We start from the raw sequence: 25,042 nt of genomic DNA, 5'->3' as shown, positions 1-25,042 counted from the left end.
CCGCGACGCGCCCTGCAGGGCGCGTCGCCTTTACCGCTCGAAGGAAACAACATGGAATGGCTGACCAGCCCGGAAATCTGGGTTGCCTTTTTTACCCTCACCGCGCTTGAGATCGTCCTCGGGATCGACAACATCATCATGATCTCGATCCTGGTCAGCCGCATGCCCAAGCACATGCAGCCTCGCACCCGGATCTTCGGCCTGGCCCTGGCCATGGTCACCCGCATCATGCTGCTGTTGTCGATCACCTGGGTCATGCGCCTTACCGCCGACCTGTTCGTGGTGCTCGGCCAGGGCATCTCCGGGCGTGACCTGATCCTGTTCTTCGGCGGCCTGTTCCTGCTGTGGAAAAGCTCGCAAGAGATCTACCACGGCCTGGAAGGTGAGGACGAAAACGATGAAGCGCCCAAAGGCGCAGGTGGCAAGTTCTTCTACACCATCATTCAGATTGCCATCATCGACATCGTGTTCTCGCTGGACTCGGTGATCACCGCAGTAGGCATGGTGTCCCACGTGCCAGTGATGATCGCTGCCATCGTCGTGGCCGTACTGGTGATGATGCTGTGCGCCGGCGCCATCAGCAACTTCATCGACAAGCACCCATCGCTGAAGATGCTCGCACTGTCGTTCCTGATCGTGGTCGGTACCGTACTGATCGCCGAAGCGTTCGACGTACACGTGCCCAAAGGCTACGTCTACTTCGCCATGGCTTTCTCGCTGGCGGTAGAGGCCATCAACATTCGCATGCGCACTGCCCTGGCCCGCAAGGACGGCAAAGAGCATGACCCAGTGAAACTGCGCAAGGACATTCCGGGTCAGTAAGAGCGGAACGTGCAGGACAGCGGGGGCCCTTCGGGGCCCCTTTTTCATTTTTGAATGGCTGCTACGTAGCGCCTGCAAGACCGGCAATGATTCATTCACGGTATGTTTCAAATTGATGACTACCGTGCGAAGCTGGCAAGCACTGCGCAAAACAGCTAAAGCTTTGAGTGAGCAATGAAAACCTATTCAAACGCTCACGTTTCTTCCCTTGGCCCCATGGGCCTGTGCTTCAGGGGGCCTTCGCCATGCTGACCCTGCTCAACCTGCTCTCGGCCGTAACGCTACTGGTCTGGGGCACCCATATCGTGCGCACCGGCATCCTTCGGGTATTCGGCTCGAATCTGCGGCGCATCATTGGCCAGAACATGAACAAGCGCCCGCTGGCATTCATTGCCGGCATTCTGGTCACTGCCATGGTGCAAAGCAGCAACGCCACGGCCATGCTGGTCACCTCGTTCGTCGGCCAGGGCCTGATGGCCATGACTCCCGCCTTGGCAATCATGCTCGGCGCCGATGTCGGCACTGCGCTGATGGCCCGGGTACTCACGTTCGACCTATCCTGGCTGTCGCCGCTGTTGATCTTCCTCGGCGTCATCTTCTTCCTTTCGCGCAAACAGACGCGGGCTGGCCAATTGGGCAGGGTGGGTATCGGGCTGGGCCTGATCATCCTGGCGCTGGAGCTGATCGTACAGGCCGCCGCGCCCATCACCCATGCCCAGGGCGTGAAGGTGCTGTTCGCCTCGCTGACGGGCGACATCATGCTTGATGCCCTGGTCGGGGCGATGTTCGCCATGGTCTCTTATTCCAGCCTGGCGGCCGTTCTGCTCACGGCGACCCTGGCCGGTGCCGAGGTCATCAGCCTGCCGGTGGCCATTGGCCTGGTAGTCGGCGCCAACATCGGCAGTGGCCTGCTGGCGTTCATCAGCACCAGCATGCAGAACGCCGCCGGCCGCCGGGTGGCCTTGGGCAGCCTGCTGTACAAGCTGATCGGCCTGGTGTTGATCATTCCCGTACTGCACCCGCTGGTAGGCTGGATGGACTCGCTGAGCTTCAGCCCGCAAGAGTTGGTCATCGGCTTCCACCTGCTCTACAACACCTCCCGTTGCTTGCTGATGCTACCCACGGTCAACCCCATGGGTCGGTTGTGCAATGTGCTGCTGCCCGAGCGGGAACACAGCAACGGCCAGATCCGTGCGCGCCACCTCGACGCGTCCGCACTGGAGACCCCCAGCCTGGCCCTGGCCAATGCCGCACGGGAAACCCTGCGCCTGGGCGACATCGTCGACAGCCTGCTCGAAGCCATGCTGGGGGCCCTGCGGGGCACCCAGACGGCGCTGCCCCAGCAGGTACGCGCCCTGGGCGAAGATGCCGACGCCCTGTACAGCGCGATCAAGCTGTACCTGGCGCAGATGACACGCGAGGACCTCAGCGAGCAAGACAACCGTCGCTGGGCGGAAATCATCGAAGTGGCTATCAACCTCAAGCTGGCCTGCGACCTCATCGAGCGCATGCTGCGCAAGGTCCAGCAGCAGAAGACCAGCCAGCGCCGTGAGTTTTCCCAGGTCGGCCTGGAAGAACTGACCGGCCTGCAGGAACAATTGCTGGCCAACCTGCGCCTGGGCTTGTCGGTGTTCCTCAGCGCCGACCCGGAAAGCGCCCGCTTGCTGCTGCGTGAAAAACGCCGGTTCCGGGCCCAGGAGCGGCGCCTGGCCCACGCCCACGTCAGCCGCCTGCAGCGCAAAGTCATGCAAAGCCTCGAGACCAGTTCGCTACACTTGGAGCTGATCGCCGACATGAAGCGTTTGAACTCTTTGTTCTGTAGCAGTGCCTATGTGGTACTGGGCGGCTCGGACACCGGCGGGTTGATGCTCGACAGTGTGCCAGACGAAGCCAGCCATGATTCTGCCTAGCTGAGGACCCTAGCTCGCCCATGCGTTGCCTGATGTTCGTTTGCATCCTGATCTGCAGCCTGCCCACTTTCGCCCTCGACCGGTCGCGGGTGGAAGGCTACCTGTTGCCCAACGGCCTGCAGGTGATTCTGAAAAATGGCTACGAGCGTGACCATGTGGCGATACGCCTGGTGGTCGGGGTTGGGCTGGATGATTTCGATTGCGAGCAGAAAGAGCTGCCGCACCTGCTTGAGCACCTGCTGTTCAGCGGCATCGATGAAACCGGCGAAGGCGGCCTGGAAGAGCGCCTGCAGGCGCTGGGCGGGGAATGGAACGCCTTTACCAGCAGTGCCGATACCACTTTCGTCATCGAAGCACCGGCGCGCAACCAGCGCAAGGTACTCGACCTGTTGCTGGCGGTCATCCGCGATACCCACATCGATGCCAAGGCCCTGGCCACCGCCAAACGCATCATCGAACGCGAGGATGGCGGCCACTACGGCCACCTGCAGCGCTGGCTCGACCGCCAGGACATCGGCCACCCCGCCAGCGACCAACTGGCCACCGAGCTGGGCCTGAAGTGCCCAGAGCGCTCCAACGTCGACGACATGACCCTGGAACAGGTCCAGGCCCTGCGCGACCGCTGGTACGCCGCCAACAACATGACCCTGATCATGGTCGGTGGCCTGGACCGCCTGTTGCCAGCCTATCTGGAACGCTCGTTTGGCGAGCTGCCGGCCACCGAGCCAGAAGAGCGCCGCAATCTGGATAGCATCACCCAGCAAGCCGAGCAGCGCCGCGATCTGACCCGTGGCTGGCTCGGTGACAGCGTGAAACTGCACTGGCTTTTCATCGAGCCGGTACTGGACAACGACCACCAGGCCACCCTCGACCTGCTGGCACGCTACCTGGACTGGGCCATCTACGACCAGCTGCGCCTGCGCAATGGCTTGTCCTATGGGCCCTCGGTGCAGCGCGAAAGCTTCGGTGACACCGGCCTGCTCAGCGTCAATGCCGACCTGGAGCGCGATGACATCGACAAGGCCGTAGCGGTCATGCAGCGGTTGTTCAAGCACCTGCGCAAAGAGGGGCTGGACCCGGATACGTTCGCCCGCATCAAGGATGCCAGTGTCGCCAAGGAAAGCTGGAGCACCCAAGGCAACAGTGCCTTGGCCGACTACTACTGGGGAGCGCTGAACGACTACACCGACGGCCGCTTCACCAACCCGGTGCGCAAACTGCGCCAGGTCACCCTGGAGCAAGCCAACCAGGCGTTGCGGGAATTGCTCAAGGAAGACGGCTACGTACGCATTGAAAAGCCGCTGCTGGGTTATGACGAATTCTATGGGCTGGGTGCCCTGTTGGTAGGGCTGATCGTGGCCGCGGGACTGTTGCGCTGGCGGCGGCATGGCCCACAGCGGCCGAGCGGTGCTACACGCCGGCGGTGAATCAGCGGTATTCTTTTGCCAGTACTGGCCTCTTCGCGGGTAAACCCGCTCCTACAGGGACCCCACTGTTGCAGAAGCTGTGGTGATCCTGTGGGAGCGGGTTTACCCGCGAAGCGGCCGGCACAGCCACCCAACTCTCTCCCGTTGTAGAGCCAATGCCCCAGATCCCCCGCATCGTCCAGCGCATCATCGAACTGCTCAAACGCTATCCCGGCATCATCGCGCTTGGGGGGTTTCTTTCAGGTATCGGCAGCTTCATCCTGGTCGACCGCCAGGCCGGCCTGGCCAGTTGGGTTGCCGTGCTGATGCTGGTGAGCTGGGTGTGGCTGATGCTGGAAAACACACTCACCGGCCTGTTCGCGCGCACGTTCAACCGCGAAATCCCGCAGCCACTGCTGCGCTACGCCACGCAGATGATCCACCAGGAAACACTGTTCTTCGTTTTGCCCTTCTTCTTCATCACCACGACCTGGAACAGCGGCCAGCTGGTGTTCACGGGCCTGCTCGGCGCTGCCGGCCTGGTGTCGATCATCGACCCGCTGTACTACAAATGGCTGGCTCCGCGGCGCTGGCTGTTCCTGGCGCTGCATACCCTGACCCTGTTCGCTGCGTTGCTCACGGCGCTGCCGATCATCGTCCACCTGACCACCGCGCAAAGCTTCAAGCTGGCGCTGATCATCGCCATGGCGCTGTCGTTTCCCAGCTTGGCCAGCAGTTTTCCGATCAACAACTGGCGCCGGGCTGTGGCCTTGTTGCTGGTCACGCTGTCGGTGGGTGCTGGCGGCTGGTTGTTGCGCTCCTGGGTACCGCCGGCAACCCTGTGGATGACCGAGGTGGCGGTGAGCACCGAAGTGCTGAACCGCCAGCCAGGCGAGTCGCTGCACGAAATTGCCGCCAGCAGCATTCGCAGCAGCGGCTTGTACGCCTATACCGCCATCAACGCACCACGCGGCCTGAATGAGCGGATCTACCACGTGTGGCAGAAGGACGGCCAGGAGGTGGACCGCATTGCCCTCGACATCCACGGTGGGCGCAAGGAAGGCTACCGGGCCTGGACGCACAAGCAGAACTTCCCACCCAACCCGGTGGGCAGGTGGCAGGTACGGGTTCTGACCGAGGATGGCCAAGTGATTGGCGTACTGCGCTTCAAGGTGGTCGACGATGCGCCAGCCGGGTAATCAACACCTGCTGGTACACAGCACATAATCACCAAACAGCCCCGGCCTGCTGCGCTATGATCAGCCCCTGAGCCTTAGCGCCGAGTCAGTTGCATGGAGCCTATGACCACCCCCAGCCTCACTCTGGATACCAGCAGTCAACCGGCCTGCCTGCGCATTGCCGGTGACTGGACCTTGGCGCACTACGCCAGCCTGAAACGCGACAGCGAGCGGCTGCGTGCGCAATACACCCCCGACACCGTCGCCGACCTCAGCCAGCTGGGGCGCCTGGACACGGCCGGTGCGTCGCTGCTGGCCGAACTGCTCGGCACCGAGCGTCTGTCGCGCTGCACCCACGACCTGCCGGAAGCCAGCCGGGCGCTGCTGAAGAATGTCTACCAATCGGTCCAGGACTACTGCATCCCGGTGAAGGAGCCCGAGCGCAACGTGCTGCTGTTGCTGCTGGAGCGTATAGGCTGCGCCGTCGGCACCCTGTGGCAAGACAGCATGCAACTGCTCGGTTTCATCGGCGTCATCCTCGAAACGCTGCTACGCCGTGCCCTACAGCCACACCGCTGGCGCATCACCCCGATCGTCGCCCACATCGAACAGACAGGGCTGGATGCCGCGCCAATCGTGGCCTTGCTGACCTTTCTGGTGGGTGCCGTGGTGGCCTTCCTTGGCGCCACGGTGCTGGCTGACTTCGGCGCAACGGTGTTCACCGTCGACCTGGTGGCGTTCTCGTTCCTGCGCGAGTTCGCCGTGTTGCTCACCGCCATCCTCATGGCCGGCCGCACCGCCAGCGCATTTACCGCGCAGATCGGCTCGATGAAAGCCAATGAGGAAATAGACGCGATCCGCACCCTGGGCCTCAACCCCATGGAACTGCTGGTGGTACCCCGGGTGCTGGCCCTGCTGATTACCCTGCCGCTGCTCACGTTCGTCGCCATGCTTTGCGGCATCGTCGGCGGGGCCGTGGTGTGCGCCCTGTCGCTGGGCATTTCGCCGGCCATGTTCCTGTCATTGCTGCAAAGCGATATTGGCGTGCAGCACTTTCTGGTCGGCCTGGCCAAGGCGCCGTTCTTTGCCTTTCTGATTGCCGCCATTGGCTGCCTGGAAGGCTTCAAGGTCAGCGGCAGCGCCGAGTCGGTCGGTGCACACACGACTTCGGCCGTGGTGCAATCGATCTTCGTGGTTATCGTGCTCGACGCGGTGGCCGCGCTGTTCTTCATGGAGATGGGCTGGTGAACCGACGTGAGAGCGTGATCGAAGCCCGCGGCATCTGTAACCGCTTTGGCCGGCAAGTGGTGCATGAAAACCTCGACCTGGACCTGTACCGCGGCGAAATCCTTGCCGTGGTGGGCGGCTCTGGCAGCGGCAAGTCCGTGCTGCTGCGCAGTATCATAGGCCTGCGCCGCCCCAACGAAGGGCAGATCAAGGTGTTCGGCCAGGACCTGGCCGGCCTGCGCGAAACGCAGCGCTCATTGGTCGAACGGCGTTTTGGCGTACTGTTCCAGAAGGGCGCGCTGTTCTCTTCCCTGACAGTGACCGAGAACGTTGCCCTGCCACTGATCGAGCATGCCGGGTTATCCCGCGCCGATGCCGAGCACCTGGCCGGGGTAAAGCTGGCATTGGCCGGGCTGCCGACCTCGGCAGCCGACAAGTACCCTGCTTCTTTGTCGGGGGGCATGATCAAGCGCGCAGCGCTGGCCCGGGCCCTGGCCCTGGACCCGGACATACTGTTCCTCGACGAGCCGACCGCAGGCCTGGACCCGATCGGCGCTGCGGCCTTCGACCAGTTGATCCTCACCCTGCGCGATGCGCTCGGCCTGTCGGTGTTCCTGATCACCCACGACCTTGACACCCTGTACACCATCACCGACCGCATCGCCGTACTGTCGCAGAAAAAGGTCCTGGTGGCCGGCCCATTGGCCGAGGTCGAACAGACCAACGACGCCTGGATCCAAGAATACTTTCACGGCCCACGCGGGCGCGCAGCCGAACAGGCCGCCACCCGCACTGGCCAGGAGCGCTGAGCAATGGAAACCCGAGCCCATCACGTTCTTATCGGCCTGGTCACCGTCCTGGTGGTAGCCGGTGCCATGCTGTTCGGCCTGTGGCTGACCAAGTCCAGCGTCGACGATGCGTTCAAGGACTACGAAGTCGTGTTCAACGAGGCAGTTTCCGGCCTGTCTCGTGGCAGCCCGGTGCAGTACAACGGGATCAAGGTGGGTGACGTTTCCACCCTGCGCCTGGACCCTAAAGACCCGCGTCGGGTATTGGCACGGGTGCGCCTTAGCGGCGACACCCCAGTCAAAGAAGACACCCAGGCCAAGCTGACCCTGGCCGGCGTGACAGGCAACTCGTTCATCCAGCTCAGCGGCGGTACCCCACAGAGCCCCGAGCTGAAAGGCAAAGACGGCAAGCTGCCGGTGATCATCGCCTCGCCATCGCCCATCTCGCGCCTGCTCAATGACAGCAGCGACCTGGTGACCAACATCAACTTGCTGCTGCACAACGCCAACCAGATGTTCTCCGAGGGCAACATCGACCACCTCAGCAATACCTTGGCCAACCTCGACAAGACCACCGGCGCCTTCGCCGGGGAGCATGGCAGCATCAGCCAGGCGATCGAGCAACTGGTCCAGGTAGGCAAGCAGGCCAGCGCGACCCTGGCCGAAACCCAGGTGCTGATGCGCAATGCCAATGGCTTGCTGGGCACCGAGGGCAAGCAGGCCATCGGCAGCGCCGAGCAAGCCATGCAGTCGTTGGCGCAGAGCACTGCCACCATCAACAGCCTGCTGAAGGACAACAGCGAAGCCATCGGCGACGGCGCCCAGGGCCTGAACCAGCTGACCCCGGCCATCCGCGAACTGCGCGAAACCCTCAACGCACTCAAAGGCATTTCCCGGCAACTGGAAGCAGACCCCAGCGGCTACCTGCTCGGCCGCGACAACAACAAGGAGTTCCAGCCATGAAATCGTCGCTGCGCTTAGTGGCTTTGGCGGTCACGCTTGGGCTGGCCAGCGCCTGCTCGATCCTGCCCACGAGCGAGCCTGTGGACCTGTATCGCTTGCCGGTCAACCAGATCAGCCGCAGCGCGCCGCCGCTGGATTGGTCATTGCGCCTGAACAAACCGCTGGCCAGCGAGGTATTGGCCGGGCCACGGATTGCGGTCATCCCGCAGGGCAATGTGGTCAGCAGCTACAAGGGCGCGCGCTGGAGCGATCCGGCCCCGATGCTGCTGCGCAACCGGCTGCTCGACGGCTTTCAGCGCGACGGCCAGGTGCAGCGCCTGAGCGCCGACGACAGCAATTTGCAGGCTGACTACGAGCTGGCTGGCGAGTTGCAGGCGTTCCAGAGCGAATACCGCGCGGACGGCACCGTGGAGGTGGTGATCCGCTATGACGCACGGCTGGTGCAAGGCCGCACTCAGCGCATTCTCGCCAGCAAGCGCTTCGAAGTCCGCCAGCCGCTGGCAGACAAGCAAGTAGCCGGGGTAGTGGCCGGGTTTGGCCAAGCGTGCGACCTACTCACCGGGCAGGTGGTGGACTGGGCGATTGCCCAGGCTGGCAGCGGCTCAACCCGCTAGGGTTTACCCGTTGATGCGGTGCAGGCCTGCAGATCGTTCAGGCAAAGAACCAGTAACACACGCAGATGGCTGCCACTACACCAGAGAACTCGGCCAGCAGCGCACACCCCACCGCATGCCGCACACGCTGGATGCCCACCGCGCCGAAATACACCGCCAGCACATAGAAAGTGGTCTCGGTACTGCCCTGGATGGTTGCCGCCACCAGGGCAGGGAAGCTGTCCACCCCTTGGCTCTGCATGGTCTCGATCAGCATTGCCCGCGCCGCGCTCCCGGAGAACGGCTTGACCAACGCTGTCGGCAGGCCTTCGACGAAGCGCGTGTCCAGGCCCAACCAGTTGACCGCATGGCGAATACCGTCCAACGCCAATTCCAGCGCGCCCGAGGCCCTCAGCACGCCCACAGCCACCAGCATGGCCACCAGGTAGGGCAGCAGGTTCTTGGCGACGTCAAAGCCCTCTTTGGCGCCCTCGACAAAGGCTTCGTACACCTTCACCTGCCGCAACGCACCGATCACCACGAACAGCAGGATCACGCCAAACAGCGTCAAGTTACCCAGGATCGACGACAAGCTGGCCAGTGCCGCTGCCGACAATGTGCCCAGGAAGGCCATGAAGCCACCCAGCAGCAGCGCACCGGGGATGAAGTAGGCAAGTACGACCGGGTCCCACAAACGCAGGCGTTGCATGACGGCCACCGACAACAGCCCGACCAGGGTCGAGACACTGGTGGCCAGCAGGATCGGCAGGAACACCATGGTCGGGTCGGGCGCGCCTTGCTGGGCGCGGTACATGAAGATGGTCACAGGCAGCAGGGTCAACGAAGAGGCGTTGAGCACCAGGAACAGGATCTGCGCGTTGCTCGCCGTGGTGCTGCTGGGGTTCAGCTCCTGCAACGCGCGCATGGCTTTGAGGCCAATCGGTGTGGCGGCGTTGTCCAGCCCCAGGCCGTTGGCCGCGAAGTTCATGGTGATCAGGCCCAGTGCCGGGTGGCCGGGTGGTACTTCCGGCATCAAGCGCGCAAACAACGGGCCCAGTACCTTGGCCAGCCATTCGACGATGCCGGCCTTTTCGGCAATTTTGAGAAAGCCGAGCCACAGGGTCAGAGTGCCAAACAGCAGCACCATCACCTCGACAGAGAGCTTGGCCATGGCAAAGATGCTCTCGACCATGGTCGCAAAAATGCCCGCGTTGCCGCCTATCAGCCATTGGGCCAGGGCGGACACCGCCGCCACCAGGAAAAAGCCGAGCCAAAGGCCATTGAGCATCCGTGTGTTCCCCCAGAAAAGTGCCCGAATGATAGCGTATCGGGGCGCAAGGCTGCAGACCGCGGCCGCGCAACATCACAGACAACAAAAAGCCCCGACGGGTCGGGGCTTTTTGTCCAGCGGGGTATGAACTCAGCGCTTGGCCGCTTCGCCAACCACCGCAGTTTGCTGTTTGTCAGCCATGAGCGAGGCGTAGTACTGCTCGCCCTTGGCCGCATCGTACATGCCTTCCCAACGCGAGATGACCAATGCCGCCAGTGCGTTGCCGATCACGTTCAGCGCGGTGCGGGCCATGTCCATGATGCGGTCGACGCCGGCGATGAAGGCCAGGCCTTCCAGCGGAATGCCCACGCTGCCGAGGGTGGCCAGCAGTACCACGAACGAAACGCCCGGCACACCAGCAATACCTTTGGACGTGACCATCAGGGTCAGCACCAGCAGCAGCTGCTGGCTCCACGACAGGTCGATACCGTACAGCTGGGCAATGAAGATCGCCGCAATGCTCTGGTACAGGGTAGAACCGTCGAGGTTGAAGGAGTAGCCGGTCGGTACCACGAACGAGCAGATCGACTTCGGTGCACCGTACTTCTCCATTTTCTCGATCACCCGTGGCAGCACGGTTTCCGAACTGGAAGTGGAGTAGGCCAGGATCAGCTCATCTTTCATGATGCGCATGATCTTGATCACCGAGAAGCCAAACAGGCGAGCCACCAGGCCCAGTACCATGAAGGCGAAGAAGGCAATGGCGAAGTACACCAGCAGCACCAGCTTGGCCAGCGGCAGCAGCGAGCTGAAGCCGAAGTTGGCGACAGTCACGGCGATCAGGGCGAACACACCGATCGGCGCGTAGTTCATGATCATGTGGGTGACCTTGAACATGGTTTCCGATACGGCCTGGAAGGTCCGTACCAGCGGGTCGCGCAGCTCTGCCTGCAGGCTCGACAGCCCAAGGCCGAACATGACCGAGAAGAAGATGATCGGCAGCATTTCGCCACGCATCAGCGCTGCGAAGATGTTCGACGGGATCAGGTTGAGCAGGGTCTCGATGAAGGCGTGCTCATGCTGCACTTCGGCCGCGGTCGCCTGATACTTGGAGATATCCACGGTACCCAGCGTGCTCATGTCGATACCGGCACCGGGGTGGAACAGGTTTGCCAGCACCAAGCCGACGACGATGGCGATCGTGGTCACCACCTCGAAGTAGATGATGGTCTTCAGGCCAATGCTGCCCAGTTTCTTCGCATCGCCAACCCCGGCGATACCCACGATCAGCGACGAAATCACGATCGGGACGACGATCATCTTGATCAGGCGAATGAAGATGTCACCGGCGGGCTGGAGGACGTTACTGATCCACCAGGCCTTTTCTGCACTGAAGTGGTTCAGCAGCGCGCCGATTGCAACACCCAGCACCAGACCGATGACGATCTGCCAGGCGAGGCTCAGTTTTGCCTTCTTCATGTCTTTACCCTTTGTTCTAGTGGTCATGACACCGGGTGGAAACAGGCGTGACAGAGCCCTTGGCCAAGTCACACGCAATAACGGTTTCTGTCCGGCGACGTTATGTAAGGACACCGCAGGCGAGCGACAGGGCGCCCTGGCCAGCGAAAAAGGCGGCAACTATTGCGATGGCAGGGGGGGAAATCTAATGCCGGAAACGCATACCCCATGCAGGTTATGCATACCGTTTTCGACCGACGAGGTAGGTTTGCAAGTCATTGATTTATAACGTTCGGAATCCCGAACAAGACGAGACAGCCATATTCAGGCGGAACTGGCACTCTCAAAAGAAGCGACAAATATGTCGTGTTCGACAATCCGAATGGCCGAAATGCCACTTGTGAGGGAGTCGATGCGGAGGGAAAAAATTTGATGTACGGTCGAGACAAAATGTGTCTCGGGGAAGAAAACGCGCAAGGAAAGAGGCGTTTCCTACGTGGCTCCTCGGAAGTCAGGTCGGCTTGGGTATCCCAGCGATACCGCCGACCTGAGGCTTCCGATTCCGCCGTTCCTGACCCGACCCAACGCTGGAGGCACTCCCTGTACCCCTAGGCCACTCCGATCATGTCTCAACCAGAACAGCCCGGCCCCTTGGTCATGTGCAACCCCTCCTCGGGGCGGCGCATCATAGAAGGCTGAACGCTACAAAGGTTCAGCTTCTATTTCGTGTCAGTGGGTGACCACTCACCAGCACTGGCAACCACGGCTCAGTACCAATTCGGGTCACGCTTGAGCTGCTCCTGCAGCATCGTCTTCATGCCGTCATCCGGCTTGCCCAGCCAGCGGTACTGCGCATGTCGGGTTGGCGACTTGTCCTTGGGCAAGCCTTCAGGCACCTCCACGAGCATGCCGTAGGCATCATCCTTGTCCCAGCTGAACGCAACGATCAGGCGCTTGTAGGTGCACTTGTCCTGGGCCTCGCACAGGGGGCCGACCAAGTACTTGTCGCCATCTTCCGTAACAGCAGACATTTGCTGCTCCGAGCTGCCGGTGAGGTTGACCACCCAATCGGGCAGGCGCTCCTCGCCTTTGATCGTGTCCTGCCAGGTTTCCCGATATTCCGGGTCCGAACCCAGCAGCTGGTTGGCACGGACCTGGCCATCATTGGCAGCCAGTGCCGCTGCACTGCTACCCATCAGCAGGGCAGCAGCCAGGGCAGTGTGTAGCTTCCTGCTCATTGTCAACCTCGACCGCGTCCAAAGAAGAAGGAGGCTACAAACAGGACCAGGAAGACAATGAACAGGATCTTCGCAATACCTGTAGCAGCGCCGGCGATACCACCGAAGCCCAGAACGGCAGCGACAATGGCGATGATGAGGAAAGTGATAGCCCAGCTCAGCATGGTGTTTCTCCTTTCTTTTTCAGAACTTCAAACGGTCCGCCTTAGAACACCCAGCGGTCTTGAGGCACGACATGTTCCAGAGTGGCCGGCGACGCCGCCTTGCCCTGGGAGGGCAACGGGTCCGCCGCCTTGACGAAACTGTTGGCCCGGGTCGACTGGATCTGGCTCAGCAGCGCGGTCTGTGCAGCCACCTGGTCGGCCAGACGCGCTGTTTGCCAGCTGTAGTAGAAGAGGCCGGCAGCCAAGGTCAAAACCAGTGCGATCCCTACCGACACCAGGTGGCGCAGTGACAGGGTGGCGACTTGCGAGTGGTTGACGGACTGGCGATTCATGCCGGCTCCTCCTGCTGTAATTTTTGTTCAAACCTGAACAGGTAATTGCAGCCTGCATGCCAGCCTCATAAATAAATAAAAATCCTTTAAAAACAATAACTTAACTATTTAGCCGCGGGCGTGTCAGGACGTATCCTGCACGATGGCCATGCTGGGGTCGTGCGAATTGCACGATCAGCCTTCAACCTTGGTCGCGACCTTCAGCAGATCGGCATCCACCCCCCGCACGCCAATGATCTGCCGGGCTATTTCCACGGCAATGGTTTTTTGCTCCGCACTGACCACTTCGCCGGACAACCGCACCATGCCCTCTTCACTGGCCACTTTAAGGTTCAGCCCATCGAGGTTGCGGCTGTAGCGGTAGCTACTCTGGATCTTGTCGATGATCCAGGGGTCGCTTGGCTGCGGGCCGCTTGGTGTTCCCACAGCGGTTTCCCGCGCTTTGGCCATGGCAGCGCTGTCGAGGCTGACAAGATTGTTCACCAGGTGCACGCCATCGGTTGTGCGCGCCACCACGCCCGCCAGCTCCTTGGCCTCGGCGCTGTCGACTTTACCCCGCAAGGTCACCACGCCCTCGCTGCTTTGCACTTCGATTGCAGCCTTTTCGGTGGTGCGGCTCCACAGCAACCGCGCACGGATCACCGCTGCCAGGGTGGCGTCCTCCAGGCGCTGGGCATAGGCCCGTAGCTCGAGCGGGCGCTCGACCAGTTCAGCGTTGACCTGCAGCTGGTTATCGACCTGCTCGACACCTCGGGTAGCCAAGGCCACGTCTTCGGCCAACCGGCGCTCCACCTCGTTTTCTACCTCGCCGGAAAGCCGCGCCTGTTTGCCGTCTACCTCGACTTTGATACGGAACGGGTTGAGCATGCGGTTCAGCGACAACGCCGTTTGCAGCGCCCCTTCAAGCCGGGCGTCATGCACGGGGTCCGCGAGAGCGGGGGTGAACACGGGAAGCAAAGCGGCTGCTAACACAGCGCTGCGTAGGGCAAAGGTCATGGCGTTACCTCCTTCTGTAGGCAAAAGCTGAAAATCATCGCAACCAATGTGCCACCCTATGCCTCTAAGCAAAGCACCGGGAAATGGGGCCTGAAGGCGTCGTTTAGCCATTGGCTAGCATGCAAAGGACAGAATCCTTCAGAATTGACCATGCAACTTGCCCGATTTTTCCCACACTAAATAAAGATCTACCCTTAAGGAGCGCAGGAAATGGAATCAGCCCAGGACAACCAAGGCCGCATTCTGCTGGTGGATGACGAGTCCGCGATCCTGCGCACTTTCCGCTATTGCCTGGAGGACGAGGGCTACAGCGTGGCCACCGCCAATAGCGCCGCCCAGGCAGAGAGCCTGCTGCAGCGCCAGGTGTTCGACCTGTGCTTCCTGGATTTGCGCCTGGGTGAGGACAACGGGCTTGATGTACTGGCGCAGATGCGCATTCAGGCGCCCTGGATGCGCGTGGTGATCGTTACCGCGCACTCGGCAATCGACACGGCAGTGGACGCCATCCAGGCGGGTGCCGCCGACTATCTGGTCAAGCCCTGCAGCCCAGACCAACTGCGCCTGGCCACCGCCAAGCAACTGGAAGTGCGGCAACTCTCGGCTCGCCTCGAAGCGCTGGAAGGTGAAGTGCGCAAACCCAAGGACGGCCTCGACTCACACAGCCCGGCGATGATGGCCGTGCTGGAAACCGCCCGCCAGGTCGCGACCACTGACGCCAACATCCTCATCCTCGGCGAGTCCGGCACCGGTAAAGGCGAGCTGGCCCGCGCCATTCATGGCTGGAGCAAGCGTGCACGCAAAGCCTGTGTGACCATCAACTGCCCGTCGCTGAATGCGGAGCTGATGGAGAGCGAGCTGTTCGGCCATACCCGCGGCGCCTTCACCGGCGCCAGTGAAAGCACGCTTGGGCGGGTGAGCCAGGCTGACGGCGGCACGCTGTTCCTCGACGAGATCGGCGACTTCCCACTGACCTTGCAGCCCAAGCTGCTGCGTTTTATTCAGGACAAGGAATACGAGCGCGTGGGTGACCCGGTTACCCGCCGGGCGGACGTGCGCATCCTGGCTGCCACCAACCTCAACCTAGAAGAGATGGTGCGCGAAAGCCGCTTCCGCGAAGACCTGCTCTACCGCCTGAACGTCATCACCCTGCACCTGCCGCCCCTGCGCGAGCGCAGCGAGGACATTCTGACCCTCGCCGACCGCTTCCTCGCCCGCTTCGTCAAGGAGTACTCGCGGCCAGCACGCGGCTTCAGTGAAGAAGCCCGCGCGGCGCTGCTCAACTACCGCTGGCCCGGCAACATTCGCGAATTGCGCAACGTAGTGGAAAGAGCCAGCATCATATGCCCGCAAGAGCGGGTAGAAATCAGCCACCTGGGCATGGGTGAGCAGCCGGCTGGCAACGCCCCACGCGTTGGCGCCGCGCTTAGCCTCGACGAGTTGGAGCGTGCGCACATCGGTGCCGTACTGGCCGCCAGCGACACCCTGGACCAGGCCGCGAAGACCTTGGGCATCGACGCCTCCACCCTGTACCGCAAACGCAAGCAATACAACTTATGAAATGGCCACCCATGAAGCTGCGCACGCGGCTTTTCCTCAGTATCTCGGCACTGGTCACCGTGGCGCTGCTCGGTCTGCTGCTGGGCTTGGTCAGTGTTCTGCAGATGGCCACGATGCAACAGCAACTGGTGCGCGACACCACCCACTCATTGGAGGTGGGGCTCAAGCTGCGGCAGAACCTTGGCGAGCAGTTGAACCTGATTCTGGATGACGACACCGCCCCGGAAAACCTGCGATCGCTGCAGGACAACTTCCAGTCCCTTCTGGCCAAGGGGCTGGAGCAAGGCGGCGAGCGCACCGGTTTCAGCAAAGCCAACAGCAACTATCAGGCCTTCCTCCAGGCTTACCGCGACAGCCCGGCCCCTGCCCGCAGCATGGGTGTGGACCAGCCGCTGGGCGCCGCATTCAATCAGGTCCGCACCGACCTGATCGACTCCCACAGGCAGGCCCTGGACCTGATTACCCGCAGCGAGGAGCGCAGCCGTGACCGCGCCTTGCTGGTCAGCGGTGTGCTGGGCTTGATGGGCCTGGTGGTGCTGGTACTCGGCTTTATCAGTGCGCACAACATCGCCCGGCGCTTCGGCCAGCCGATCGAGGCGCTGGCCACGGCAGCCGACCAGTTGGGCAAGGGCAATTTCGACGTCACCCTGCCAGTCACCCAGGCGGCCGAACTCAACCAGCTCACCCGCCGCTTCGGCTTGATGGCCGATGCCTTGCGCAAGCACCAGGCGACCAACGTCGACGAGCTGCTGGCCGGCCAGCAACGCTTGCAGGCGGTGCTGGACAGCATCGACGATGGCCTGTTGATCATCGACCGCCAGGGCCGGCTGGAACACCTCAACCCGGTAGCCCAGCGCCAGCTGGGCTGGAATGACAGCCGGGTAGGCAGCAGCCTTGCCGAAGCGTTGCAACGGCCAGAGCTGGAACAGCAGCTGCGCCAAGTGCTGCGGGGCGGCAGCCTGGACCGGCCACCAGACGACCTGAACATGGAGGTGGATGAAGAATCGCGCCTGCTTACCTACAGCCTGACCCCGGTCAGCCACCCGCAGGGGCCGATTCTTGGCGCAGTGATGGTGCTGCACGACGTAACCGAGCAGCGCGCCTTCGAACGTGTGCGCAGTGAATTCGTGCTGCGCGCCTCCCATGAGTTGCGTACGCCCGTTACCGGCATGCACATGGCCTTCGGCCTGTTGCGCGAGCGCGTCAAGTTCCCGCCAGAAGCGCGGGAGAATGACTTGCTGGAAACCATCGGCGAAGAAATGCAGCGCCTTACCCAGCTGATCAACGACCTGCTTAACTTCTCGCGCTATCAAAGCGGGCTACAGAAACTGGAGCTGGCTCCCTGTGCCATCGACGAACTGGTGGAGCGGGCACGACTGCGGGTTGCCGACCAGGCTGCGCACAAGCAGATCGAGTTGGTGAGCGACCTGGAGCAGCCACTGCCGCGCATCCAGGCCGACCCCGCGCAACTCGATCGGGTGCTGGACAACCTGCTGCACAACGCCATCCGCCATACCCCCAAGGGCGGGCGCATCCGCTTGCACGCCCGCCGCCATGCGGAGCGGGTGATCATCAGTGTCGAGGATAACGGCGAAGGCATCGCCTACGGCCAGCAAGGGCGCATTTTCGAGCCCTTCGTGCAGGTTGGCCGCAAAAAAGGTGGGGCGGGGCTGGGCTTGGCGCTGTGCAAGGAGATCGTGCAACTTCATGGCGGGCGCATGGGCGTGTTTTCGCGGCCGGGGCAGGGCACGCAGTTCTATATGGCATTGCCAGTCTGACGCACGCCTACACCCTACGCGGGTCGTCGCGGCTGATGCCCGCGTGTGACCATCTGGGCAAACTGCCTGGCCGTCAACGGCCGGGCAAATAGCCAGCCCTGGCCGTAGTTGACCCCTTCACCGCGCAACAGCGCCGCTTGGTCCTCACTCTCGATACCTTCGGCAATCACCCGCAGGTGGAGGTCGTGGGCCATGCGAATGATGTGTGGGGCAACGCCACTGCTGGCGGCATCATGGCCAAGAGCGTCTATGAACGCCTTGTCGATCTTCAGGCAGTCCACCGGCAACGTCTGCAGGTAAGCCAGGCTGCAATAGCCAGTACCAAAATCGTCGATCAGCACCTGATGCCCTGCGGCGCGCAGTGCCTGCAGATTTTCGCGGGCCACTACCACGTCGATCAAACCCCGCTCGGTCACCTCGAAGGCAATCTGGCTGGGCGCCACCCGGTGCAACGCCAGCAAGCGCGCCGATACTCGGCCGATGCGCGGCTCCATCACATCGCAAGCCGCCAGGTTGATCGAGATATAAAGGTTGGGGTGCGAACGCAGCAACGGCCCAAGTTGTTCAAGCACACGTTGCAGCACGAAGTCCGTGATCTGGCGGATCTGCCCGGTGTCTTCCGCCAGCGGTATGAACAGGTCGGGGCTGGTCAAGGTACCGTCCGGGCGGCGCCAGCGCACCAGCGCCTCGGCGCCCACGCAACGCCGGCTGCCAAGCTCGATGATCGGTTGGTAGAGCACCTGCAGCTCGCCACGGCGCAGCGCACCCTGCAGCTCTGAGCTCATCGAGCGCCGCTGCAAGATCAGCTGCAACACCAGCCAGCCGATGAAGCAGGCGGCCAATACGCTACCCGGGAACAACAGCCAGAGCATGCCGTTCATGCGCAGGGGCAAGCTGACACGCGGGGCGATCAGCACCAGTTGGTAGTCAGGCGACTTGGTTGGCATGCGGTAGATCAGGCGGTCACTGAGTTCGAGCAGCGACTTGTGGCTATTCGACCAGGCCGAGGGCGGCGGCCATACCGGTGGCGGGCCCAGGACCGGAATGGCGCGGGCACCGTTGTCGAGTACTACCACCAGGCTGCCACCCGGTGGCAGGTCGACCACATCGGTCAGGTGCCCACGTGAGGTCGAGACCAGGAACCTGCCCCGGCCGAGCATCAGCGCGGCGAGGTTCTCGTTCGGCTCGGTGGTGGTGTTGAGCCAGTAGCTGTAGACCGGCCCCTTGATGTCCGGCGGCCGCAAGGGCACGAACGCGCGCTCGTTACCCCGGTTCGAGCAGGCGACATTGCCGTCCACGTAGGCCGCTTCGTAAATGAAGCGCGAACTCAAGCCCACCTGCTGCAAGGCCGCCAACATGGCCGGGCTGCATCCACGCAGCGGCTGTGCCTGCAACAGGTCGACACCCTCGCGCAGCTGGCCGAATACCTGCTCCAGGCGCTCGAGAAAACGCTCGCCCTGGGCGTTCATCTGCTCGGTTTCGCTCTGTTTCAGCTGCTGCAGGGCGATGCCGATGCTGGCAGAAAGCAACAGGGCGGCGCTGGCCAGTGCTGCCAGCGTGGCGAGCATCCAGGGACGGTAGAAAATTTGACGCAGCAAGCCAATGGCAGACGACATGGACGGCATCCAGTTGATAACTAAGGTATAGCAACTGAATCAATAATCACCTGCGCCGTTTAGCGCTTCGCTTGCCCATGCCAGGCCCCGGCCAGCACGGGCAACGCCCCTGTCACCGCGCGCGGCCTGGTGACAGTCAACGGGTCCGGTTGAGCACCTGCAGCATGGCCGCCGTCTGCGCATCGGGCATGCCGTCGAAACGTTGCGGGCGGAAGCGCATCTGGAAGGCAGCGATGACATGCCGGGTGGCTACATCGAGCACGCCTGTTTGCTCGATCTGATAACCAAACCGCGCCAGCTCCTGCTGATACCAGCCAACGCTGGGCGGGTTGACGTTGAAGTATGCTTGTTGCTGCGCCACGGCGTTGGCATCTGGCCAGACCCCCAACCCAGCATCGGCCAGGCGTTTCCACGGGAACAAAGGGCCCGGGTCAAGCTTGCGCAATGGGGCGATATCGCTGTGGCCAATGATATGCCGGGGCTCGATATTGTTACGTTTGACGATGTCCTTGAGCAACGCGATCAGCGCCTGGATCTGCGCCTCGCTATAGGGGTACCAGACCCGCCCGTTGGGTGTATCGGCAAAGCCTGGGTTGACGATTTCGATGCCGATGGACGACGAATTCAGCCATGTGCGCCCCTGCCACTGGCTGTCACCGGCATGCCAGGCGCGACGGCTCTCGTCCACCAACTGGTACACCGTCGCCGGGCCATCACCAATCAGGTAATGGCTACTGACCTCACCGTGGGTGAGCAATGCCAGCGAGCGTTCCAGCGAGGCATTGGTGTAATGCAAAACAACGAACTGGATACGGTTGTCCTGGTTCGCCGAAGGGTGGCTGCGGTCGATGCGCAGGCCCGTGGAGCAACCTGCGACGGTGAACAGCAGAAAGGTGATCAGGGTTTTTTTCAGCGTGGAAAGCACGTCGGAGGCCTCGGCGTAAGAGCGCTACAGTATAACGTGCTCGCCAGCAGCAATGTTTGCCGCGAGTCAGTGGCTGCCCATCAGTTTTGTTCCACGCGATTGCGCCCGAGTTCCTTGGCCCGGTACAACGCGGTGTCGGCGCGCTTGAGCACCTGGTCTGCGCGCTCGCCAGCGCGGAACGCCGCCAACCCGATGGAGGTGGTGATCACCACCCGTTCACCCTTGAAGTGGAACGGGCAGGCTTCGATGGTCGCCCGCAGCAGTTCAGCGGCTTGCGCAGCCGCCGGCGGGGCCGTCTGCGGCAGCAACAGGACAAACTCTTCGCCGCCGAACCGGGCTATGAAGTCACGGCCGCGCAAGCACTTGCGCAACTGGTCGGCAACGATCTTCAGCACTTTGTCCCCGGCCAGGTGCCCATAGCTGTCATTGATGCGCTTGAAATGGTCCAGGTCGAGGATCGCCATTGCCAGATGGCCGCCCTGGGCCTGCCATTCGAGCATTTCCCGGTCCACCCGCTCACTCCAGGCCGCCCGGTTGGGCAGACCGGTGAGCGGGTCGAGCAGGGCCTTTTGCCGCTGCTCTTCCAGGTGTTCACGGTAACCGAGTGCCTCGTGCTCCATGCTTGCCACACGCTCCGACAACCCCTGCAGGCGGTTGGCCAGTTCCTGCTCGCGGCGATCACGCTGGTGCTTGTGCTCGTCCATGGTCACCAACAAGCCTTCCAGGCGGTTCTCCAGGATGTGCTTGAGGCTGTCGACATCGGCGGCACCTTGCACGCTGCTCTGCAACCCGTCTACGTGCTCGCGCAATTGGGTGTCCAGCGCGCGGGCGGCACTGCTGTTGTCGGCATGGCCGGCGCTGGCTTCATGCAGATGGCTCTGGAACCCTTCCAGGCGCTCGTTGAGCTGCTGCAAGTAGGTTTCAAATTCATGCTGCCCACTGTCGGTGATCGCCAGCATCAGCACTGCAAGGTCGTCCAGTACCGGGATCAGCTCATACCAGTTCAGGCCGCGGGCCACCCGCGCACGCATTTCCAAAGCCTGGGCCTTGTGCCGCTCGGGCAGGCTGAGGTCGTCGAGCAGGCCAAGCAAGGTTTGCTCGATGTGTGCAGCGACCTGACTGTACGGCGGTTCCACCGCATCGGGGAGGGCATAAGGGCCGTCTTCGCCGAACGTTGGTTCAAGCTCCGCTAAGGGTGCAGGCGCCGGCAGCGGCTGACTGACCCCGTGTTCGGCGGCCGGCCCTTCACCTGGCTGCGGCACTGGCGATGCGGGTACTTCGGCCGCTTCGATCAGCGCCGGGCCAGCTGCATCTGGCGCTGGCTCTGGCTCGGGCGCTGCGGGCAGCTCGGCGGGCGGTGCAGCAGGTGCTGGCAACGGTTGCAACGCATCGATATCAACATGCGGGTCGGCGTCGGGGCTGGGTGGCGCTGCGTGCGGTGGAGCCTGGGCACCCGGCACCGCTTCGGGCACAAGCGCCGGCTCCGCTTGGGCATCGTCATCGCGGCTGCCGAACAACCGCTGCAGAAAACCAGGGCGGGTTTCTTCACCCGGCTTGCCCAAGGCGGCCAGCGCACGCCCCTGCAAACCGCTCAGCTCACCCAGCAATGGCGGCAGGTCGCGTGACTGGGTAACGCCCCCATCGAGCTTCTTCGCCAGCTTTTTCAGCGGCCGGGCAATATCACCAGGCAGCGGCAGGTTCTGTAATTGGCCCACCAGTGCAGCCAAGGCATCGCCAACCTGGTTCATGCGGTTTTCGCGGCGCTGTTCCGAATCCAGCACCGCCTTCTCCAGGCGCGGAATCAGCCCGGCAAGGCCAGCATCCATGTTGTCGCTGCGAATGACCTCGCGCATTTCTTTCATGCACGCGTCGACCACCTTGTCACTGCCTTCGGCAGCCAGGGTACTGCGCACCAGGCCACGGCGCAGCAAGTCGAGACGGGCGTCCCAACGACGTTCGAGCTTTTCTTGCTGCTCGATGGCTTTGAGGTATTTTTCTTTCCAGCGCTCGGCTTCTTCGGTCATGCCTGGATCCGCGACGGGTGATACATCTGGGGCTGTCTGATTACACGCTGTCGGCGCGCACGCCCAACACTTGAGGGCGTGCGACGCCTTGGCTGATTCAGCTCAAGGCCGGCAGCGTATCCACAGTCAATGCATCAGGCAATCGGATCTCTACCGCCACCGGAAGGTGGTCGGAAATAGGCTGGGCCAACACCTCGACACGCTCCAGTGTAAGGCTGGAACTGAGCAGAATGTGGTCCAGGCACCGCTGGGGTCGCCAACTGGGGAAGGTAGCTTCGACCTGCGGGGCCACCAGGCCCAGGTCACGCAGGGGTGAGTGCTCGAGCAGGTCGGTGGCATGGGTGTTCATGTCGCCCATCAGCACCTGGTGGCGGTAGCCGCCAATCAGCTCGCGGATATAGCCCAACTGCAGGGCGCGGGTCTTGGCGCCGAGGGCCAGGTGCATCATCACCACGATCAGCGCATCCTCGCCTTCGCCGAACCGCACCAGAATTGCCCCGCGCCCGGCGGGGCCCGGTAACGGGTGGTCTTCGAGCAATTGCGGCTTCAGGCGGCTGAGCACGCCGTTACTGTGCTGGGCAAAACGCCCAAGGTTGCGGTTGAGCTGTTGGTACCAGTAGGGGAAGGCACCCAGCTGGGCCAGATGCTCGACCTGGTTCACGAACCCGGAACGCAGGCTGCCACCATCGGCCTCCTGCAGGGCCACCAGGTCGAAGTCGCTCAACAGCTTGCCGATCTTCTGCAGGTTGCCGGCGCGCCCGTTATGCGGCAGCAGGTGCTGCCAGCTACGGGTCAGGTAATGCCGATAGCGTTCGGTGCTGATGCCGACCTGAATGTTGAAGCTGAGCAGCCGCAGGCGACCATCGTCCGGCAGGCCGGGTGCCTGCAGGTGATGCTCGTTGACCTGCGGCTGGTGCAGGCCAATGCCACGCGTAGCTCTGAAGCGGGGCATGGGATACGCCGCTTACTTAGCGGCGCGCTCCTTGGCGATCAGTTGGTCGGCGACATTCAGCACGCCTTCGGGCCCACCTGCGGTACCCAAGTCGAAGCGGTACTTACCGTTGACGACCATGCTCGGTACCCCAGTGATTTCGTACTTCTTCGCCAGTTCCTTGTCCTTGTTGAACTGGCCCTTGACGGCGAAAGAGTCGAAGGTGGACAGGAACTTGTCCTTGTCCACGCCCTGGGTGGCGAGGAAGTCGGCCATGTCTTTCTTGTCGGTCAGGCGCATGTGCTGGTTCTGGATAGCGTCGAACACCGCTGCGTGCACTTTCTGCTCAACGCCCATGGCTTCGAGGGTCAGGAACATCTGGCCGTGGGCATCCCATGGGCCACCGAACAGGGCGGGTACGCGCTTGAAGTTGACATCCTTGGGCAGTTTTTCGACCCAGGGGTTGAGCGTCGGCTCGAAATGGTAGCAGTGAGGGCAGCCGTACCAGAACAGCTCAACCACTTCGATCTTGCCAGGCTCGGAAACCGGAACAGGGTTGCTCAGCTCGATATATTCCTTGCCGGCAGTGGCGGGCTCTGCGGCCTGCACCGCTGTCATACCGAATACGCTGGCGGCGACCAGCGCAGCGCTGAGAATCAGTTTACGCATGCTTTACTCCTGAGCAATCATGGGTCGCCACTACGCGACCTGCCTTGAGACAGGCCGGGAAGGGCTTGAGTTCTGTAGTGTACCGGCTACGCACTGAAAAAAGGGTAGCCCAGCCACCCTTTCATCATTGGCCTGCAACATTAACTGAAAGTTAATGCGAAGCCCCTGAAGGCATGTGCAGCACCTGCAGGACCGCGCCGCCAGTCAGTGCAGGCCCTGGATATAGCTGGCCAATGCCTCGATATCGTGGTTGCTCAGCTTGCCGGCAATGGTGCGCATGGTCATGGCATCGCCGTCGTTGGTGCGGTTGCCTTCACGGAAGTCGGTCAACTGCTTGGTCACGTACTGGGCATGCTGCCCACTCAAGTGCGGGAAACCGGCCAGGGCGATACCCGCGCCATTGGGCGAGTGGCAGCCGGTGCAGGCGGGCATGCCTTTTTCCAGGTCGCCGCCGTTGAACAGCGCGCGGCCGCGCTCGACCAGTTTGGGGTCGGCAGCCCCCACGCTGCCTTTCTGGCTGGCGAAGTAGGCGGCGATATCGGCCAGGTCCTGGTCATTGAAAGCAGCCAGCATGCCGGTCATTTCCAGCACGGTACGTTTGCCCGACTTGATGTCGTGCAGTTGTTTTTCCAGGTAGCGCTGGCCCTGGCCAGCCAGTTTCGGGAAGTTGGGTGCCAGGCTGTTGCCGTCGGGGTTGTGGCAGGCGCCACAGACGGCCGTCTTGGCCTGGCCGGCAGCGGCATCGCCTTTGATAGGTTGCGCAGCAGTGGCCGCACCTGCGACACCCAGGGTCAACAGCAGACTCACGACTAGTTTGTTCATCAGCTAATCCAACACGGCTAAGGGTGAAATGTTATGTATCGGGACTGCCACTCATCCAAAGGATGACCAAACGGTAGTCCTCGGCACTGCAGTCCATGCACAATCCACGCGGCGGCATAGCCTTGAAACCCTGGGTCACATGCCGGACGAGTACATCCATACCTTGCGCCAGCCTTGGCTCCCAGGCTGCCCGGTCACCCTTCCTGGGTGCCTGGGGCAATTGCCCGGTGTGGCAAGCCGCACACGTGCGGTTGTACAACACCTCGGCATCCTGTGTAGCCTGTGCGCTGAAATACGGCAGGAACATACCGACAGCTAGCAGCCATTTCGCCAGGCGAAACGACCTGACAGGGTTGGGGGACGCGCTGCGTTCTG

At 62.3% G+C, this 25,042-nt stretch carries 23 protein-coding genes; 10 read left to right on the top strand and 13 right to left on the bottom strand.

All coding sequences use genetic code 11. From position 1 onward, the window contains the following. The first annotated feature begins 51 nt into the window (after window positions 1–51). The 8 genes from GYA94_RS11710 to GYA94_RS11675 all read left to right on the top strand — a co-directional run bounded on the left by GYA94_RS11710 (window position 52) and on the right by GYA94_RS11675 (window position 8,908). Window positions 52–822 (top strand): TerC family protein, encoded by a 771-nt coding sequence (locus tag GYA94_RS11710; RefSeq protein WP_029885361.1) that lies wholly within the window; start codon window positions 52–54, stop codon window positions 820–822. Window positions 823–1,067: 245 nt separating this feature from the next. Beyond that, window positions 1,068–2,732: a Na/Pi cotransporter family protein gene (locus GYA94_RS11705; protein WP_009683566.1), complete on the top strand. Its 1,665-nt coding sequence runs from the start codon at window positions 1,068–1,070 to the stop codon at window positions 2,730–2,732. Window positions 2,733–2,752: 20 nt separating this feature from the next. Beyond that, window positions 2,753–4,159, top strand: a complete 1,407-nt coding sequence (locus tag GYA94_RS11700; RefSeq protein WP_009683567.1) for a M16 family metallopeptidase — start codon at window positions 2,753–2,755, stop codon at window positions 4,157–4,159. A 155-nt stretch (window positions 4,160–4,314) separates the two neighbouring features. Continuing rightward, window positions 4,315–5,337, top strand: coding sequence for a DUF5924 family protein (locus GYA94_RS11695; protein WP_009683568.1), 1,023 nt, complete (start codon window positions 4,315–4,317; stop codon window positions 5,335–5,337). 93 nt (window positions 5,338–5,430) lie between these two features. Then, the gene (locus tag GYA94_RS11690) at window positions 5,431–6,564 is read left to right on the top strand and encodes an ABC transporter permease (protein ID WP_110679167.1); all 1,134 of its coding nucleotides are present in this window, start codon (window positions 5,431–5,433) and stop codon (window positions 6,562–6,564) included. Next, window positions 6,561–7,352: an ABC transporter ATP-binding protein gene (locus tag GYA94_RS11685; protein ID WP_161892356.1), complete on the top strand. Its 792-nt coding sequence runs from the start codon at window positions 6,561–6,563 to the stop codon at window positions 7,350–7,352. Before GYA94_RS11690 ends, GYA94_RS11685 begins: the two co-directional genes overlap by 4 nt. Window positions 7,353–7,355: 3 nt before the next feature. Beyond that, window positions 7,356–8,294, top strand: coding sequence for an MlaD family protein (locus GYA94_RS11680; protein ID WP_009683571.1), 939 nt, complete (start codon window positions 7,356–7,358; stop codon window positions 8,292–8,294). Continuing rightward, window positions 8,291–8,908 carry an ABC-type transport auxiliary lipoprotein family protein gene (locus GYA94_RS11675; RefSeq protein ID WP_161892355.1) on the top strand — a complete coding sequence of 206 codons (618 nt, stop codon included), beginning with the start codon at window positions 8,291–8,293 and terminating at the stop codon, window positions 8,906–8,908. The genes GYA94_RS11680 and GYA94_RS11675 overlap by 4 nt, the downstream gene beginning before the upstream one ends. Before the next feature lie 37 nt (window positions 8,909–8,945). On the opposite strand, the gene GYA94_RS11670 is transcribed toward GYA94_RS11675, so the two are convergent. From GYA94_RS11670 to GYA94_RS11645, 6 genes are all read right to left on the bottom strand, one after another. Continuing rightward, window positions 8,946–10,175 (bottom strand): nucleoside recognition domain-containing protein, encoded by a 1,230-nt coding sequence (locus GYA94_RS11670; RefSeq protein WP_161892354.1) that lies wholly within the window; start codon window positions 10,173–10,175, stop codon window positions 8,946–8,948. A 132-nt stretch (window positions 10,176–10,307) separates the two neighbouring features. Then, a complete protein-coding gene (gene gltP / locus GYA94_RS11665) occupies window positions 10,308–11,636 on the bottom strand; it encodes a glutamate/aspartate:proton symporter GltP (RefSeq protein WP_009683574.1) in 1,329 nt (442 codons plus the stop codon). Between the two features lie 746 nt (window positions 11,637–12,382). Next, window positions 12,383–12,853 (bottom strand): inhibitor of vertebrate lysozyme family protein, encoded by a 471-nt coding sequence (locus tag GYA94_RS11660; protein ID WP_029885353.1) that lies wholly within the window; start codon window positions 12,851–12,853, stop codon window positions 12,383–12,385. Between the two features lie 2 nt (window positions 12,854–12,855). Further along, window positions 12,856–13,017: a DUF1328 domain-containing protein gene (locus GYA94_RS11655; RefSeq protein WP_003252966.1), complete on the bottom strand. Its 162-nt coding sequence runs from the start codon at window positions 13,015–13,017 to the stop codon at window positions 12,856–12,858. A 41-nt stretch (window positions 13,018–13,058) separates the two neighbouring features. Further along, window positions 13,059–13,349, bottom strand: a complete 291-nt coding sequence (locus GYA94_RS11650) for a hypothetical protein (RefSeq protein WP_029885352.1) — start codon at window positions 13,347–13,349, stop codon at window positions 13,059–13,061. 174 nt (window positions 13,350–13,523) lie between these two features. Further along, window positions 13,524–14,345 carry a BON domain-containing protein gene (locus GYA94_RS11645; RefSeq protein ID WP_144187334.1) on the bottom strand — a complete coding sequence of 274 codons (822 nt, stop codon included), beginning with the start codon at window positions 14,343–14,345 and terminating at the stop codon, window positions 13,524–13,526. 210 nt (window positions 14,346–14,555) lie between these two features. Between GYA94_RS11645 and algB the strand changes: the two genes are divergently transcribed. After that, on the top strand, window positions 14,556–15,902 hold the full coding sequence (algB, locus tag GYA94_RS11640) for a sigma-54-dependent response regulator transcription factor AlgB (protein ID WP_029885350.1): 1,347 nt from the start codon (window positions 14,556–14,558) through the stop codon (window positions 15,900–15,902). After that, window positions 15,899–17,680, top strand: coding sequence for a KinB sensor domain-containing domain (locus GYA94_RS11635; protein WP_110679171.1), 1,782 nt, complete (start codon window positions 15,899–15,901; stop codon window positions 17,678–17,680). The genes algB and GYA94_RS11635 overlap by 4 nt, the downstream gene beginning before the upstream one ends. Before the next feature lie 14 nt (window positions 17,681–17,694). Here the strand turns inward: GYA94_RS11635 and GYA94_RS11630 are convergent, their stop codons facing one another. The 7 genes from GYA94_RS11630 to GYA94_RS11600 all read right to left on the bottom strand — a co-directional run bounded on the left by GYA94_RS11630 (window position 17,695) and on the right by GYA94_RS11600 (window position 25,001). Then, window positions 17,695–19,296 carry an EAL domain-containing protein gene (locus GYA94_RS11630; RefSeq protein ID WP_110679172.1) on the bottom strand — a complete coding sequence of 534 codons (1,602 nt, stop codon included), beginning with the start codon at window positions 19,294–19,296 and terminating at the stop codon, window positions 17,695–17,697. A 136-nt stretch (window positions 19,297–19,432) separates the two neighbouring features. Then, entirely contained in the window at window positions 19,433–20,221 is a 789-nt protein-coding gene (locus GYA94_RS11625) for an N-acetylmuramoyl-L-alanine amidase (protein ID WP_029886308.1), read from the bottom strand. A gap of 80 nt (window positions 20,222–20,301) precedes the next feature. Next, entirely contained in the window at window positions 20,302–22,245 is a 1,944-nt protein-coding gene (locus GYA94_RS11620) for a GGDEF domain-containing protein (protein ID WP_110679173.1), read from the bottom strand. Between the two features lie 97 nt (window positions 22,246–22,342). Beyond that, on the bottom strand, window positions 22,343–23,197 hold the full coding sequence (locus tag GYA94_RS11615) for an endonuclease/exonuclease/phosphatase family protein (RefSeq protein ID WP_054904504.1): 855 nt from the start codon (window positions 23,195–23,197) through the stop codon (window positions 22,343–22,345). Window positions 23,198–23,209: 12 nt separating this feature from the next. After that, a complete protein-coding gene (gene dsbA / locus GYA94_RS11610; protein WP_110679174.1) occupies window positions 23,210–23,845 on the bottom strand; it encodes a thiol:disulfide interchange protein DsbA in 636 nt (211 codons plus the stop codon). Window positions 23,846–24,049: 204 nt separating this feature from the next. Beyond that, on the bottom strand, window positions 24,050–24,667 hold the full coding sequence (locus tag GYA94_RS11605; protein ID WP_009683585.1) for a c-type cytochrome: 618 nt from the start codon (window positions 24,665–24,667) through the stop codon (window positions 24,050–24,052). A gap of 31 nt (window positions 24,668–24,698) precedes the next feature. After that, complete coding sequence (locus tag GYA94_RS11600; RefSeq protein ID WP_161892362.1) at window positions 24,699–25,001, bottom strand: c-type cytochrome; 303 nt, start codon at window positions 24,999–25,001, stop codon at window positions 24,699–24,701. Between the last annotated feature and the right edge of the window lie 41 nt (window positions 25,002–25,042).

Source organism: Pseudomonas juntendi, assembly GCF_009932375.1.
Lineage (GTDB): Bacteria > Pseudomonadota > Gammaproteobacteria > Pseudomonadales > Pseudomonadaceae > Aquipseudomonas > Aquipseudomonas juntendi.
This window is presented reverse-complemented; position numbering and strand designations above follow the sequence as displayed.